Source organism: Actinopolyspora mortivallis DSM 44261, assembly GCF_000384035.1.
Lineage (GTDB): Bacteria > Actinomycetota > Actinomycetes > Mycobacteriales > Pseudonocardiaceae > Actinopolyspora > Actinopolyspora mortivallis.
Map to the genome: position 1 here is coordinate 1,689,223 of NZ_KB913024.1, position 15,703 is coordinate 1,704,925.

General features: G+C 67.8%; 11 protein-coding genes and 1 rRNA gene. All 12 read left to right on the forward strand.

Annotated elements, in window-relative coordinates; translation table 11 throughout:
• The first annotated feature begins 46 nt into the window (after positions 1 to 46).
• The 12 genes from pheT (at position 47) to ACTMO_RS0108245 (ending at position 15,596) form a co-directional block, all read left to right on the forward strand.
• Positions 47 to 2,539: a phenylalanine--tRNA ligase subunit beta gene (pheT, locus tag ACTMO_RS0108190; protein WP_019854199.1), complete on the forward strand. Its 2,493-nt coding sequence runs from the start codon at positions 47 to 49 to the stop codon at positions 2,537 to 2,539.
• A 228-nt stretch (positions 2,540 to 2,767) separates the two neighbouring features.
• Positions 2,768 to 3,793, forward strand: coding sequence for an N-acetyl-gamma-glutamyl-phosphate reductase (argC, locus tag ACTMO_RS0108195; protein ID WP_026448990.1), 1,026 nt, complete (start codon positions 2,768 to 2,770; stop codon positions 3,791 to 3,793).
• Between the two features lie 155 nt (positions 3,794 to 3,948).
• Positions 3,949 to 5,115: a bifunctional glutamate N-acetyltransferase/amino-acid acetyltransferase ArgJ gene (argJ, locus tag ACTMO_RS0108200; protein ID WP_026448991.1), complete on the forward strand. Its 1,167-nt coding sequence runs from the start codon at positions 3,949 to 3,951 to the stop codon at positions 5,113 to 5,115.
• The gene (gene argB, locus ACTMO_RS0108205) at positions 5,112 to 6,035 is read left to right on the forward strand and encodes an acetylglutamate kinase (RefSeq protein ID WP_019854202.1); all 924 of its coding nucleotides are present in this window, start codon (positions 5,112 to 5,114) and stop codon (positions 6,033 to 6,035) included. Before argJ ends, argB begins: the two co-directional genes overlap by 4 nt.
• Complete coding sequence (locus tag ACTMO_RS0108210) at positions 6,035 to 7,258, forward strand: acetylornithine transaminase (protein WP_019854203.1); 1,224 nt, start codon at positions 6,035 to 6,037, stop codon at positions 7,256 to 7,258. The genes argB and ACTMO_RS0108210 overlap by 1 nt, the downstream gene beginning before the upstream one ends.
• Entirely contained in the window at positions 7,258 to 8,184 is a 927-nt protein-coding gene (argF, locus tag ACTMO_RS0108215; RefSeq protein ID WP_019854204.1) for an ornithine carbamoyltransferase, read from the forward strand. The genes ACTMO_RS0108210 and argF overlap by 1 nt, the downstream gene beginning before the upstream one ends.
• Complete coding sequence (locus tag ACTMO_RS0108220; RefSeq protein WP_019854205.1) at positions 8,181 to 8,750, forward strand: arginine repressor; 570 nt, start codon at positions 8,181 to 8,183, stop codon at positions 8,748 to 8,750. Before argF ends, ACTMO_RS0108220 begins: the two co-directional genes overlap by 4 nt.
• The gene (locus ACTMO_RS0108225) at positions 8,743 to 9,939 is read left to right on the forward strand and encodes an argininosuccinate synthase (RefSeq protein WP_019854206.1); all 1,197 of its coding nucleotides are present in this window, start codon (positions 8,743 to 8,745) and stop codon (positions 9,937 to 9,939) included. Before ACTMO_RS0108220 ends, ACTMO_RS0108225 begins: the two co-directional genes overlap by 8 nt.
• A 132-nt stretch (positions 9,940 to 10,071) precedes the next feature.
• Positions 10,072 to 11,541, forward strand: coding sequence for an argininosuccinate lyase (argH, locus tag ACTMO_RS20740; protein ID WP_084792327.1), 1,470 nt, complete (start codon positions 10,072 to 10,074; stop codon positions 11,539 to 11,541).
• Positions 11,542 to 11,560: 19 nt separating this feature from the next.
• The gene (locus ACTMO_RS0108235; protein ID WP_211213052.1) at positions 11,561 to 12,214 is read left to right on the forward strand and encodes a DNA-3-methyladenine glycosylase; all 654 of its coding nucleotides are present in this window, start codon (positions 11,561 to 11,563) and stop codon (positions 12,212 to 12,214) included.
• 70 nt (positions 12,215 to 12,284) lie between these two features.
• On the forward strand, positions 12,285 to 13,556 hold the full coding sequence (gene tyrS / locus ACTMO_RS0108240; RefSeq protein ID WP_026448992.1) for a tyrosine--tRNA ligase: 1,272 nt from the start codon (positions 12,285 to 12,287) through the stop codon (positions 13,554 to 13,556).
• Positions 13,557 to 14,032: 476 nt separating this feature from the next.
• Positions 14,033 to 15,596, forward strand: a 16S ribosomal RNA gene (locus ACTMO_RS0108245).
• Positions 15,597 to 15,703 lie beyond the last annotated feature (107 nt).

The window sequence follows — 15,703 nt, forward strand, 5'->3', positions numbered from 1 at the left end:
CATCGGTACTTCTGACCCCACCACGATAGAGAAGGGCTGCGATCCAGTGCGGATTCCGGTTTCCTGGCTGGCCGAGCATCTTGAGTTGCCCGAGGAGACGAGCGCCGAGAGTCTGGCCGAGGCGTTCGTGCGGATCGGGCTGGAAGTCGAGGAGGTCACCCACCTCACCCCGATCACCGGTCCCCTTGTCGTCGGACGGGTCGCCGAGGTCGAGGAGCTGACCGGGTTCAAAAAGCCCATCCGTTACTGCCGGGTGGAGGTCGGAAAGTCCGACGCCGGTGAGGAGCTGTTCCGCGGAATCGTGTGCGGAGCCACGAACTTCAGCGCGGGTTCCCTGGTCGTGGTGGCTCTTCCCGGCGCCGTGCTGCCGGGTGGTTTCGAGATCTCCGAGCGCAAGACCTACGGCAGGGTCAGCGAGGGAATGATCTGCTCGGTCCGTGAACTGGGGATCGGTGAGGACCACGAGGGGATCCTCGTACTGCCTCCGGGCTCGGCGGATCCGGGAGCCGACGCGGGCGAGATCGTCGGCCTGGACGACTCGGTCATCGAGCTGTCGATCACCCCGGACCGGGGGTACTGCTTCTCCGTGCGTGGACTGGCCCGGGAGCTGTCCAACGCGTTGGACGTGCCCTTCGGGGATCCGGCCAACCGTTCCATCCCCGACGACGACCGCCCGTCGCGGACCGTGCGGATCGCCGACGAGACGGCCTGTTCACGGTTCGTCCTCCGTCGTTTGACCGGGGTGGATCCCACCGCGCCCACCCCCTGGTGGATGCGGCGCAGGTTGGCTCTGGCCGGGATCCGGTCGATCTCGCTGCCCGTGGACGTCACCAACTACGTGATGCTCGAACTCGGCCAGCCTCTCCACGCCTGGGACGCGCTCAAGCTCGACGGTGACGTGGTGGTACGACGTGCGTCGGCGGGCGAGACCCTGGTCACACTGGACGACGTGCACCGCGAGCTGGACCCGGACGACATCGTGATCTGCGACGACTCCGGTCCGGTTTCGCTGGCCGGGGTCATGGGGGGCGCCAGCACCGAGATCGGCCAGGACAGCAACGACGTTCTGCTGGAGGCCGCCAACTGGGATCCCGCCAGTATCGCCCGCATGATCCGGCGCCATCGTCTGCCGAGCGAGGCGGGCAAGCGTTTCGAGCGCGGAGTGGACCCCGCGGTGGCCGCGGTCGCCGTCGAACGTGCCGCGCGTCTGCTCGTCGAGTACGGCGAGGCCACGATCGCCGCCGGGCGGACCGACGTCGGGAACGTGGTTCCTCCTGCTCCGGTGACGATGCCGTTGGCACTGCCGGACCGAATCGCCGGGGTGCGGTACGAGCGTGGCGTGACCGTACAACGGTTGACCCAGATCGGATGCCGGATCGAGGTGGGCACCTCCGAGGAAGGAGTGGGAGTGGTCACGGCCACGCCCCCCACCTGGCGGCCCGATCTCACCCAGCCCGCTGACCTGGTGGAGGAGGTACTGCGGCTGGAGGGGTACCACACCATCCCCTCGGTGCTTCCCGCCGCTCCGGCCGGTGCGGGGCTGGACCAGGCCCAGTTGCGCGAACGTGCCGTCTCTCGCGCACTGGCCCACGACGGTTACGTCGAAGTGCTGCCGTTCCCCTTCACGGGTGAGGAGACTTTCGAGGCCTTCGGGTTGGACGAGGACGATCCGCGGCGCAACGCCCTGCGCGCCGCCAACGCGCTCGAAGCGGAACGTTCCCTGATCAGTACCACTCTGCTTCCGGGGTTGCTGGAGGCTTTGCAGCGCAACCTTTCCCGGGGGCGGCGGGATCTCGCGCTGTTCCACATCGGCCAGGTGGTTCTGCCTGGCAAGGAGCAGCAGGCCGTGCCCGAACTGGGAGTGCAGAAGCGGCCCTCCGAGGAGGAGCTGGCCGAGTTGTACGCGGCGTTGCCCGCACAACCCAAACACGTGGGTGTGGTGCTGGCGGGCCAGCGGGAGCGTTCCGGCTGGTGGGGAGCAGGACGCCAGGCAGGATGGGCCGACGCGATCCAGGCCGCGAGACTGGTGGCCGACACGGCCGGAGTGGCGTTGAGCGTCTCCACCGGGAACAACCCGCCGTGGCACCCAGGACGTTGTGCCGAGCTTCTGGTGGACGACACCGTGGTGGGTTACGCGGGGGAGCTGCACCCCAAGGTGGTCGAGGCCCTCGAACTGCCGAAGCGGACCTGTGCCATGGAACTCGATCTGGACGCCCTGCCCCTGTCCGAGTCGAGGCCCGCTCCGCGGGTCTCCTCCTATCCGCCGGTGCGGCTCGATGTGGCGTTGGTGGTCGACGAGGAGGTCTCGGCGGCCGAGCTCACCGACGCCCTCAGGTCCGGGGCCGGCGAGCTGATCGAGGAGATCAGGTTGTTCGACGTTTTCACCGGTGAACAGCTGGGCGAGGGCAAGAAGTCGTTGGCTTTCGCGCTGCAGTTGCGCGCCCCGGACCGGACGTTGACCCAGCAGGAGGCGAGTGAGGTGCGGGAGGCCGCTGTCGCGGCCGCCCACGAACGCGTGGGGGCGACTCTGCGCGGGTGAGAACTTCAGCCCCGGTTGTCGCGGCCGGGGAGACGGACACGATCGGGCGGTCGGTTCCGCTGTGAACCGGCCGCCCGATTCTTATTCACCGGAGTGTGTGGTGATACGCGCCGAAGGTGCTGCTCGTGGCCGCTTCTTGCCGCCCTGTCTCCGGTGTCGCCGGGACGAATACGAACAGCGGTCAAAAACCCCTTGATTGATATTGCATCATCATGCATACTCATTCGTATGAGTATACGGGCGGCGGTGGCCGGTGCGAGTGGTTACGCGGGTGGAGAGCTGCTCCGACTGCTGCTCGCCCATCCACGGGTGGAGATCGGCGCGCTCACCGCGGGGGGCAACGTCGGCAGTCGGTTGGGGGAGCACCACCCGGGGCTGACGGAGCTCGCCGACAGGGAACTCGAAGAGACCACCGTGCAGACCCTCGCCGGGCACGACGTTGTCTTTCTCGCCCTGCCTCACGGGCACTCGGCGGAGTTGTCCGACGGACTCGACGAGACCGTGGTGATCGACTGCGGAGCCGACCACCGACTCGAGGATCCAGCGGCGTGGCAACGGTGGTACGGCGGAGCGCACCCCGGAACCTGGCCCTACGGCATTCCGGAACTTCCCGGCAGGAGGGAGGAACTGAGTGGGGCCCGGCGGGTGGCCGTCCCCGGGTGTTTCCCCACCGCGGTCTCCCTGGCCATGGCGCCCGCCTTCTCCGCCTCCCTGGTGGAGCCCGAGGCCGTGGTCGTGGCGGCCACGGGAACCTCGGGAGCGGGCCGGGCGCTCAAGCCGCACCTGCTCTCCGCCGAAGTCATGGGCTCGGCCAGTGTCTACGGGGTGGGTGGGGCCCACCGGCACACCCCGGAGATGATCCAGAACCTCGGGGCGGTGGCCGGCGAACCGGTGCGGGTGTCGTTCACTCCGATCCTGGCCCCGATGTCCCGGGGAATCCTGGCGACCTGCAGCTCCCCGCTCCTGCCCGGCGTCGACGCCCGGCGTGTTCGGGAGCAGTACCTCGCCGCCTACGAAGGGGAGCCGTTCGTCCGGCTGCTGCCGGAAGGGCAGTGGCCCCAGACCTCGGCCACGATCGGTGCCAACACGCTACAGCTGCAGGTGACCGTCGACGTCGACGCGGGACGACTGGTCGCCGTCGCGGCCGAGGACAACCTGACCAAGGGCACGGCGGGCGCGGCCGTGCAGTGCATGAACCTCGCTCTCGGGGTGCCGGAGGAGACGGGTCTGCCCCGCGCGGGGGTGGCGCCGTGAGGAGTACGAGGGGGGTTCACGAACACCACCACGGCGGGACCGAAGACCCGAAACCGGATGGGTCGCGTCGTGAACGAGCGGCCGGAAGGAGCACAGTGAGTACCCACCACGAGCACCCCACCCCCTCCTCCGGAAACGGGAACGGTCCCCAGCCCGTGGGCGTGACCGGCCCGCGCGGTTTCCGGGCCTCCGGAGTGGCGGCCGGGATCAAGGAAGGGGGACGGCCGGATCTCGCCCTGGTCGTCAACGACGGCCCCCGCCGGGAAGCCACCGGGCTGTTCACCACGAACAGGGTGAAGGCGGCACCGGTGCTGTGGTCCGAGCAGGTGCTGCGCGAACGGCGTCTCCGCGCGGTGGTGCTCAACTCGGGAGGAGCCAACGCGTGTACCGGCCCCGAGGGATTCCGGGACACCCACTCCACGGCGGAGAGGGTCGCGGGGGAACTCGGAACCGGCGCCATCGAGGTCGCGGTCTGCTCCACCGGCCTCATCGGACAGCGGCTTCCGATGGAGGCCCTGCTCAGTGGTGTGAGCACCGCGGCCGGGGAACTCTCCGACAGCGGGCGGGCCGCCGAGGACGCCGCCACGGCGATACTCACCACCGACAGTGGCCCCAAACAGGCGTTCGTGCGGCATCCCTCCGGCTTCTCCGTCGGAGCCATGGTCAAAGGGGCGGGCATGATCGCACCCAACCTGGCGACGATGCTGGCCGTGCTCACCACGGACGCCGTGGCCGAACCGGACGTGTTGGACGAGGCCCTGCGCCGGGCCGCGGCCACCACCTTCGAAAGGCTGGACGTCGACGGAGGGACCTCCACCAACGACACGGTGCTCCTGCTCTCCTCCGGGGCCTCCGGCGTCGCCGTCGACACGGACGAACTCACCGGGATCCTCACGGAAACGTGTGCCGAGCTGGTCCGGCACCTCCAGTACGACGCGGAGGGAGCCACGAAGGCCGTCGACGTCACGGTACGCGGGGCGGTGCGGGAGGCCGACGCCGTACGGATCGCCCGGGTGGTCGCCGAGGACAACCTGGTCGGCACGGCCCTGTTCGGCTCCGACCCGAACTGGGGACGCATCGCCATGGCCGCGGGGCGTGCCCTGGCGGACACGGACACGGACGCGGAGGCGATGGAGATCGCGCTCAACGGAGTGACCCTGTACTCCGCCGGAGTCCCGGTCGCCGAGCGGGAGGTGGTGGACCTCTCCGGCCGTGAGGTCGAGATCGTGATCGATCTCCGGTCCGGACCCCACGAGGCGACCGTGTACACCACCGATCTGTCCCACGGATACGTCGAAGAGAACAGCGCCTATTCCTCATGACCGAGACATCATCCGAAGACCGACTCACCACGGCGGCCCGGAAGGCGGGCGTGCTGACCGAAGCGCTGCCGTGGCTGGAACGCTTTCGCGGGGCCACCGTCGTGGTCAAGTACGGCGGCAACGCGATGACCGACGACGACCTCAAGCGGGCCTTCGCCGAGGACATGGTCTTTCTCCGCCTGGCGGGGCTGCGTCCCGTGGTCGTGCACGGTGGAGGCCCGCAGATCACGAACATGCTGGACAGGCTCGGGATGACCGGAGAGTTCCGGGGTGGTCTGCGGGTCACCTCCCCCGAGGTGATGGACGTGGTCCGCATGGTGCTGGTCGGCCAGGTCGGCCGGGAACTGGTGGGCATGATCAACCAGCACGGACCGCACGCCGTGGGGATGTCCGGGGAGGACGCCCAGCTGTTCACCGCGCGCAGACGCGAGGCGGTGGTGGACGGGGAGCCGGTGGACATCGGGCTGGTCGGCGACGTCGAGAACGTGGATCCGACCGCCGTTCTCGACCTGGTCGAGGCGGGACGGATCCCCGTGGTCTCCACCGTGGCTCCGGACAGGGACGGGGTGGTGCACAACGTCAACGCCGACACGGCCGCGGGCGCCCTGGCCGTGGCCCTGCGCGCCGAGAAGCTGGTGGTGCTGACCGACGTCGAAGGCCTCTACACCGACTGGCCGGACCGGGACTCGCTGGTGTCGAGCGTGGACACCCACAGGTTGAGCGCACTGCTGCCGACCCTCTCGGAGGGCATGATCCCCAAGATGGAGGCCTGTCTGCAGGCCGTCTCCGGAGGGGTCAACCGGGCCCACGTGATCGACGGCAGGCTGGCCCACTCCGTGCTGCTCGAAGTTTTCACCAGCGAGGGGGTGGGCACCATGGTCGTCCCACCCGACCAGGACCCAGGAAAGGACGGTGCCTGATGCCCTCCGAGGAGGACGGCAATCTCGAGGCGGCGCGGCGTTGGCGCGGCTCGATCATGCAGACCTACGGAACACCTCCGGTGGAACTGGTCTCCGGATCCGGTTGTGAGGTCACCGATGTCGAGGGCCACCGCTACCTCGACCTGCTGGGTGGGATCGCGGTCAACGTGCTCGGTCACGCCCATCCCGCGGTCACGGCGGCGGTGAGCGGGCAGATCTCCAGGTTGGGCCATGTGTCGAACTTCTACAGCCACGAGCCCGAACTGCGCCTGGCCGAACGTCTGCTCGCGTTGAGCGGAGCCTCCACCGAGGGACGTGTGTTCTTCTGCAACTCCGGCTCCGAGGCCAACGAGACAGCGTTCAAGATCGCCCGGCGTACCGGTCGCCCCCGGGTGGTGGCCGCCTCCGGGGGATTCCACGGCCGGACCATGGGAGCCTTGGCGCTGACCGGACAACCCGCCAAGAGGGAACCCTTCGAACCACTGCCCTCCGGAGTGTGCCACGTCCCCTACGGAGACGTCACCGCGCTCGAAGCCGCCGTGGACGAGGACACCGCGGCCGTGCTGCTGGAACCCGTGCAGGGGGAGGCGGGAGTGGTCCTCCCCCCTGAGGACTACCTCGCCTCCGCCCGGGAGATCGCCGACCGTGCGGGCGCGCTGTTGGTGTTCGACGAGGTGCAGACCGGGATCGGTCGCACCGGCCACTGGTTCGCCTTCCAACGTCACGGGGTGCTGCCCGACGTGATCACCCTGGCCAAGGGGCTGGGTGGGGGGCTGCCCCTGGGGGCCTGCATCGGTATCGGCGAGGCGGCCACGTTGCTCGCCCCCGGCCAGCACGCCACCACGTTCGGCGGGAACCCGGTCTGTTGTGCGGCGGCGCTCGCCGTGCTGGACACCATCGAGTCCGAGGACCTGCTGCGGCACGGCAGCGAGGTGGGCGCGGAGCTGGTCGCCATGATCGAGAAGCTGGACCATCCGTTGGTAGCCGAGGTGCGCGGGGCGGGGATGCTGATCGCTGTCGAGCTCACCGAGGAGATCGCCCCGGCCGTGGTGGACACGGCACGTCAGCGTGGCTATCTCCTCAACCCGGTGCGGCCGGACACGGTGCGGCTGGCGCCTCCGCTGGTCCTCGGAAGGCAGCAGGCGCGGCGGTTCGTGGATGACCTGGCCGGGATGTTGTCCGAGATGGTGCCGATGTCCACAGGTGGAGAGGAAGAACAGTGATGTCGCGTCATTTTCTCCGGGACGACGATCTGACCCCCCGGGAGCAGCAGGAGATTCTCGATCTGGCCGCCGCGTTCAAGAGCGGACGGGAGAACTCCACGCCGTTGGCCGGGCCGAAGTCCGTCGCCGTCATCTTCGAGAAGACCTCGACCAGGACCCGTCTCTCCTTCGAGACCGGGATCGCGCAACTGGGGGGGCATCCGGTGGTGGTCGACGCCCGGACCATGCAACTCGGGCGCGAGGAGACGATCGAGGACACCGCCCGGGTGCTCACCCGTTACGTCGATGTCGTGGTGTGGCGTACCTTCGCCCAGGAACGGATCGACGCCATGAGTTCGGCCTCGGACATCCCCGTGGTCAACGCGCTGACGAACGAGTTCCACCCCTGCCAGGTGCTCGCGGACCTGCAGACCGTGCGCGAGCGGCACGGCCCGTTGCCCGGGCTGACTCTCACTTACCTGGGTGATGGTGCCAACAACATGGCGCATTCCCTGTTGGTCGGGGGCGTCACCGCGGGAATGCACGTTCGTGTGGCGGCCCCACACGGTTTCGCCCCCGCACAGTGGGTACTCGAGGCGGCACACAAGCGGGCGGCCGAAACGGGAGGCTCCGTCGAGGTGTTCGACAGTCCGGAAGCGGCTGTCTCCGGGGCGGACGTGCTCGCCACCGACTCGTGGACCTCCATGGGACAGGAGAACGACGGCAAGGACAGGGTGGGACCCTTCCGCCCCTTCCGGCTCGACACCGCCCTGCTGGAGGCCACCGGCAAGCGGGAGACCAGTGTGCTGCACTGTCTGCCCGCCCACCGGGGGTGGGAGATCACCGACGAGGTGCTGGACGGTCCGTCCAGCGCGGTGTTCGACGAGGCCGAGAACAGAGTGCACGCGCAGAAGGCACTGTTGACGTGGCTGGTGCAGCAGCGATGACCACGCGGGTGGCGCGACAGGCGCGCATCGTCGAGATCGTCACCGGTACGGAAGTCCGCAGCCAGACCGAGCTGGCCGGACTGCTGGCCGAGGACGGCATCGAGGTCACCCAGGCGACGCTCTCCCGGGACCTCGACGAACTGGGCGCGGTCAAACTCCGGGGACCGGACGGAGGACAGCCGGTCTACGTCATCCCGGAGGACGGCACTCCGGTCCAGGGGGTGCAGGGTGGCACGGCCCGGTTGAGCCGATTACTCGGAGAGCTGCTGGTCAGCGCCGAGGGATCCGGGAACCTGACCGTGTTGCGGACGCCTCCGGGAGCCGCCCAGTTCCTCGCCAGCGCCATCGACAGGTCGGCGATGGAGGAAGTCGCGGGAACCATCGCGGGCGACGACACGCTGATGGTGGTCGCCCGTGAACCACTCACCGGCGGGGAACTCGCGCGGCGACTGCGTGATCTCGCCGAACCGCAACCGGGTTCCCCACCGGAACCCTCGGAGCCCACCCGCGGACGAGGGACACGTCAGCACAGGACCAACAAGCACGAGGAGCAGAACCATGAGTGACCGGGTCGTACTCGCCTACTCCGGAGGCCTCGACACCTCCGTGGCCATCGGGTGGATCGCCGAGGAGACCAACGCGGAGGTCATCGCCGTGGCCGTGGACGTGGGCCAGGGTGGTGAGGATCTGGAGACGATCCGCAAGAGGGCGCTGGCCTGCGGCGCCGTGGAGGCGGTCGTCGCCGACGCCCGTGCCGAGTTCGCGGAGAACTACTGCGTGCCCGCCCTGCGGGCCAACGCCATGTACATGGACCAGTACCCGTTGGTCTCGGCCCTGTCGCGGCCGTTGATCGCCAAGCACCTCACGGAGGCGGCACGCGAACACGGTGCGGACACCGTCGCGCACGGGTGCACCGGCAAGGGGAACGACCAGGTTCGTTTCGAGGTCGGTATCGGCGCGCTCGCTCCCGAGACGAAGGTGCTGGCCCCGGTACGCGACTTCGCCTGGACACGGGAGAAAGCTATCGCCTGGGCCGAACGCAACGGCCTGCCGATCGACGTCGACAACAAGTCGCCCTACTCGATCGACCAGAACCTCTGGGGCCGCGCGGTGGAAACCGGGTTCCTCGAGGACATCTGGAACGCCCCGATCGAGGACGTCTACTCCTACACCGAGAACCCGGCGTCGGAGCGGGAACCGGACGAGGTGGTGATCACCTTCGACCAGGGCGTTCCGGTGGCCGTCGACGGGACCGCTGTCACCCCCCTGCAGGCCGTCACCGAACTGAACCGCAGGGCCGGTACCCAAGGGGTCGGCAGGCTCGACATGGTCGAGGACCGACTGGTCGGCATCAAGAGCAGGGAGATCTACGAAGCCCCCGGGGCGGTCGCGCTGATCACCGCACACCGGGAACTCGAGGCGGTCACCCTGGAGCGGGACCTCGCCCGTTTCAAGCGGACCGTGCAGCAGCGGTGGGCGGAGCTGGTCTACGACGGGCTGTGGTTCTCCCCGTTGAAGAACTCGTTGGACGCCTTCATCGCCGACACCCAACGGCACGTCTCCGGGCGGATCAGGATGACCCTGCACAACGGCACCGCCGTCGTCACCGGACGCAGCAGCGAGCAGTCCCTGTACGACTTCAACCTCGCCACCTACGACGAGGGCGACAGTTTCGACCAGGGGCTGGCCAAGGGGTTCGTGCAGCTGTGGGGACTTCCCAGCAAGATCGCCGCCAAGCGCGAACAGGATCTCTGAGTGCCCCGGTGGGGCCGGCCACCGTGCGGGGCGGCCCCACCCCCGTACCCCACCGACCGTGCTTCTAGTTGCGAGGAACATCGCGTGTCCCGAGAAGAGAACCCCGTGGATGACAACAGCTCGCAGTCCACGATGCTGTGGGGAGGACGTTTCTCCTCCGGCCCCTCGGAAACCATGGCGGCGCTGAGCCTGTCCACCCACTTCGACTGGTGTCTGGCTCCGTACGACATAGCGGGTTCGGCCGCACACGCCCGAGTGCTGCACCGGGCCGGACTGCTCACCGACGAGGAGCTCGACCGGATGCTGGCCGGGCTCGAAACGCTCGCCGAGGACGTGCGGACCGGAGAGTTCGTTCCCGACCCCACCGACGAGGACGTGCACACCGCACTGGAACGCGGCCTGCTGGAACGTGTGGGCAACCAGCTGGGGGGCAAGTTGCGTGCCGGTCGTTCCCGCAACGACCAGGTGGCCACCCAGTTCAGGATGTGGCTGCGGGACGCCGTCCACCGAGTGACGGAGGGCACGCTCGACGTCGTCGGGGCACTCGAGCGACAGGCCGCCGCTCATCCCGATGCGGTGCTCGCGGGGCGAACCCACCTGCAACACGCCCAACCCGTGTTGTTGGCCCACCACCTGCTCGCGCACTGCCAGGCACTGTTGCGCGACGTCGAACGGCTGCGCGACTGGGAGGCCCGCACCGCGCAGTCTCCGTACGGGGCGGGGGCGCTGGCCGGGTCCTCCCTGGGGCTGGACCCCGACGCGGTGGCCGAGGAACTCGGCTTCGACCAGGGGGTGGACAACTCCATGGACGGCACCTCGGCCCGGGACTTCGCGGCCGAGGCCTCCTTCGCGTTCGCGATGCTCGGGGTGAATCTCTCCCGGATCGCGGAGGAAGTGGTGCTGTGGAACACGGCGGAGTTCGGCTACGTCACGCTGGACGACTCGTGGGCCACGGGCAGTTCGATCATGCCGCAGAAGAAGAACCCCGACGTCGCCGAGCTGGCCCGAGCGAAGTCCGGGAGGATGCTCGGAAATCTCACCGGCCTGCTGACCAGCCTCAAGGCGCAGCCGCTGGCCTACAACAGGGATCTGCAGGAGGACAAGGAACCGGTGTTCGACTCGGTACGGCAGCTGGAGCTGGTGCTTCCCGCGATGGCGGGAATGCTGGGCACCCTGTCGTTCGACACCGAACGCATGGCGGAGATGGCCCCGGCTGGTTTCACCTTGGCGACCGATCTGGCCGAATGGCTGGTGCGGCGGGGGGTTCCGTTCCGCACGGCGCACGAGGCCGCGGGGGAGTGCGTACGCCTGGCCGAGCAGCGGGGCGTGGGACTCGACGAACTCACCGGCTCCGAACTCGCCGGAGTCCACCCCGAACTCACCCCCGAGGTCCGCGAGGTGCTGACGGTCGGGGGGGCGGTGGCGGCCCGCAACTCCCGGGGAGGGACCGCACCGGAGCGGGTCGCCGAACAGGCGGGTCGGGTGCGGGAACGGATCACCGAGCACCGCTCCCGGATCCGGGAGCGTTCCGTGGCGCTCTTCCCGCGGGGAGACTCCTCCCGGCAGAAGGGGCCCGCCGCCGGAGAGGTCCCCGCTCGGTAGTGTCAGGGTCGTGACCGAGGTGACACGTTCCGAACTCGCCCGTGACCCACTGCGCGTGGCGCGTTTCCTGCTCGGCGGCGAGCTGTGGTCGACCTCCCCGGAAGGGGAGGTCGGAGTACGACTGGTCGAGGTGGAGGCCTACCGGGGAGGGGACGATCCCGCCTCACACTGCTATCGGGGACGGACCGCGCGCAATTCGGTGATGTTCGGGCCCGCCGGCCATCTCTACGTCTACTTCGTGTACGGGATGCACTTCTGTGTGAACGTGGTGTGCCTGGAGGACGGCGTCCCCGGAGCCGTGCTGCTGCGGGCGGGGGAGGTGCTGAGTGGCCTCCCACTGGCGCGTGCTCGTCGCCCCGCCGTCCGGAAGGACACCGCGCTGGCCAGCGGGCCCGCGCGGTTGGCCGGAGTGCTGGGAATCACCCGGGAGCACAACGGGACCGATCTCACTGATCCGGGCTCTCCGATCCGTTTGCTCCGGGGATCGGAGGTGGACGAGGACGACATCCGCAGCGGACCCAGGGTGGGGGTGTCCACCGCGACGGAGCTTCCGTGGCGTTCCTGGGTGCACGGCTCTCCCGCCGTCAGTTCCTACCGGCGTGGTGGCCGCGGACGCGCCGGCACCACCACCGGAAGCGCCACCGGCGTGGGCCGGCTCACCGAAGGAGAGTGAGCGGGCTCCCTCCCCTTCGGGTCCCCTGCCCCGGTGCGGGGCTCCGAGGATGATGAGCGAGACTGACACCGTGAGTGAGCACATTCTCGACGAGCTTTCCTGGCGCGGACTGATCGCGCAGACCACCGATCTCGAGTCGTTGCGACGGGATCTGGATTCACCACCACTCACACTGTATGCGGGTTTCGATCCGACGGGGCCCAGCCTGCACGCCGGTCATCTGGTCCCGCTGCTGACGCTGCGTCGCTTCCAGCTCGCCGGGCACCGTCCCCTGGTGCTGGCGGGCGGGGCCACCGGTCTGATCGGCGATCCACGGGACGTGGGGGAACGCAGCCTGCACGACGAGAGCGTGATCGCCGAGTGGACCGAGGGGATCCGTCGGCAGCTCGAACTGTTCGTGGACTTCGACGGTTCGGACACCGGGGCGGTCATGGAGAACAACGCCCATTGGACGGCTGAGCTGCCGGTGACGAGCTTCCTGCGTGACGTGGGCAAGCACTTCCCGCTCAACGCGATGCTGTCCAGGGACACCGTCCGGAGACGGTTGGAGTCCGACGGCATGTCCTACACCGAGTTCAGCTACATGCTGTTGCAGGCCAACGACTACGTGCAGCTCTACCGGAAGTACGGAACACGTCTGCAGCTCGGCGGGTCCGACCAGTGGGGCAACATCGTCGCCGGGGTGGACCTGCTGCGCAGACAGGAGGGGGTTACCGCACACGCGCTCACGATGCCGCTGGTCACCGATGCGGAAGGGCGCAAGTTCGGCAAGTCCACCGGGGGTGGCAATCTCTGGCTGGACCCGGAGAGGACCTCCCCCTACTCCTGGTACCAGTACTTTTTCAACACCGCCGACGCCGATGTGGGCAGGTACCTGCGGTTGTTCACCTTCCTGGAGCGGGAGGAGATCGAGGACCTCGAACGGGCGACCAGGGAACATCCGAGCGAACGGCGGGCCCAACGACGTCTCGCCGAGGAACTGACCACCCTGGTACACGGTGCCGAGGCGACCGAGCAGGTGGTCGCGGCGAGCCGGGCGGTGTTCGGCAAGGGGGACTTCGGAGGGCTGGAGTCGCAGACGCTCGAGTCGGTGATGTCCGAGGTCCCGAACGTGCGGCTGCGACTCGCCGATCAGCCGGACATCGTGGACATGCTCGTGGAGAGCGGTCTGGTCGGAGGTCGTAAGGCGGCCCGGAGGACGATCGCCGAGGGCGGGGCCTACGTGAACAACGTCAAGGTGTTGGACGAGACCTGGTCACCGAGCGAGGAGGAGTTGTTGCACGGTGGCTGGCTGGTGCTGCGTCGTGGTAAGCGCCACACCGCGGGAGTCAAGTTGGTCTAGCGCCGTTCCGTCGGAGCGGCAGGGCGGGATGCCCCGCTCACCTGGGGTCTTCGCGGCGGGCGAGGCCGGTTTGACATCCGGGTTGCCTCCGCGTAAATTAGTTCTTGCCAGCGCGGCAGGGCGCTTGATGCATGGGGTTCTCTGCGGAGGGCCGCCAGTGCTCGGCCGTGTCGGCTGGCGGGATCTCCCTCCCCCGGCTTCGGGGTGGACGGTCCTGATGTAACATGAGAGACGACCGAGACGGACGGGATTCCGTTGCGTGGAGGTCGTCGGGATCACTTGATCTGGCATGGTGCTGGTTCTGCCCCGTGATGTGGGGCGGGATTGGTGGTGTGCTAGGTTGGGTGTGTGCCCACGGTGGTGGGTGTGTTCTTTGAGAATTCAACAGTGCCTCGTGTTGTGTGTGCGTGTGGGGCCTGTGTTGTGGGTCTTGTGGTTGTTGTGAGTGTTTTTGCTGGGGTTTTTTCTCTGGTTGTTTGTTGGAGAGTTTGATCCTGGCTCAGGACGAACGCTGACGGCGCGCTTCACACATGCAAGTCGAACGCTCGCACCCCGGGTGCCTTCCCCTCTTTTTGGGGGGTGGGTGGGGTGTGGGAGTGGCGGACGGGTGAGTAACACGTGAGTAACCTGCCCTGGGCGTGGGGATAACCCTGGGAAACTGGGGCTAATACCGGATGGCTCGCATGCCCCGCATGGGGGGTGTGGGAAAGGTTCTCTCCTGTGAGGGGGGGTTCCGGCCTGGGAGGGGCTCGCGGCCCATCAGCTTGTTGGTGCGGTGAGGGCGTACCAAGGCGATGACGGGTAGCCGGCCTGAGAGGGTGATCGGCCACACTGGGACTGAGACACGGCCCAGACTCCTACGGGAGGCAGCAGTGGGGAATTTTGCGCAATGGGCGGAAGCCTGACGCAGCGACGCCGTGTGGGGGAGGACGGCCTTCGGGTTGTAAACCCCTTTCGGCCCTGACGAATGTGACGGTAGGGGCTAAAGAAGCGCCGGCTAACTACGTGCCAGCAGCCGCGGTAATACGTAGGGCGCGAGCGTTGTCCGGATTTACTGGGCGTAAAGGGCTCGTAGGCGGTTTGTCGCGTCGGTCGTGGAAATGTGCGGCTTAACCGGGCACGTGCGGCCGATACGGGCAGACTCGAGGGCGGTAGGGGCAAGCGGAATTCCTGGTGTAGCGGTGAAATGCGCAGATATCAGGAGGAACACCGATGGCGAAGGCAGCTTGCTGGGCCGTTCCTGACGCTGAGGAGCGAAAGCATGGGGAGCGAACAGGATTAGATACCCTGGTAGTCCATGCTGTAAACGTTGGGCGCTAGGTGTGGGGACCGGGTGATGGTGTCCGTGCCGTAGCTAACGCATTAAGCGCCCCGCCTGGGGAGTACGGCCGCAAGGCTAAAACTCAAAGGAATTGACGGGGGCCCGCACAAGCGGCGGAGCATGTGGATTAATTCGATGCAACGCGAAGAACCTTACCTGGGTTTGACATACACCGGATCGCTCCAGAGATGGGGTTTCCTTTCGGGGCTGGTGTACAGGTGGTGCATGGCTGTCGTCAGCTCGTGTCGTGAGATGTTGGGTTAAGTCCCGTAACGAGCGCAACCCTTGTCCCGTGTTGCCAGCGGTGCGGCCGGGGACTCGCGGGAGACTGCCGGGGTCAACTCGGAGGAAGGCGGGGACGACGTCAAGTCATCATGCCCCTGATGTCCAGGGCTTCACACATGCTACAATGGCCGGTACAGAGGGTGGCGAGACCGTGAGGTGGAGCGAATCCCGGAAAGCCGGTCTCAGTTCGGATCGGGGTCTGCAACTCGACCCTGTGAAGTCGGAGTCGCTAGTAATCGCAGATCAGCAGTGCTGCGGTGAATACGTTCCCGGGCCTTGTACACACCGCCCGTCACGTCATGAAAGTCGGTAACACCCTAAGCCCATGGTCCAACCCGGTTGCGGGGGGGGCGTGGTCGAAGGTGGGACTGGCGATTGGGACGAAGTCGTAACAAGGTAGCCGTACCGGAAGGTGCGGCTGGATCACCTCCTTTCTAAGGAGACCCTGTTGAGGCGGGCGTTACACGCACGCGTGGTGGGGCACTGTTGGGTTCTCTGGGGGCGCACCCGTGTGGTGGGCTCTGGTGGCTGGTTGAGAACT

Excerpts from the sequence above, each read along its gene's own strand:
- argC (WP_026448990.1), top strand. The coding sequence starts at position 2,768 with ATGAGTATACGGGCGGCGGTGGCCGGTGCGAGTGGTTACGCGGGTGGA.
- argB (WP_019854202.1), top strand. The coding sequence starts at position 5,112 with ATGACCGAGACATCATCCGAAGACCGACTCACCACGGCGGCCCGGAAG.
- ACTMO_RS0108210 (WP_019854203.1), top strand. The coding sequence starts at position 6,035 with ATGCCCTCCGAGGAGGACGGCAATCTCGAGGCGGCGCGGCGTTGGCGC.
- argF (WP_019854204.1), top strand. The coding sequence starts at position 7,258 with ATGTCGCGTCATTTTCTCCGGGACGACGATCTGACCCCCCGGGAGCAG.
- ACTMO_RS0108220 (WP_019854205.1), top strand. The coding sequence starts at position 8,181 with ATGACCACGCGGGTGGCGCGACAGGCGCGCATCGTCGAGATCGTCACC.
- ACTMO_RS0108225 (WP_019854206.1), top strand. The coding sequence starts at position 8,743 with ATGAGTGACCGGGTCGTACTCGCCTACTCCGGAGGCCTCGACACCTCC.
- argH (WP_084792327.1), top strand. The coding sequence starts at position 10,072 with ATGCTGTGGGGAGGACGTTTCTCCTCCGGCCCCTCGGAAACCATGGCG.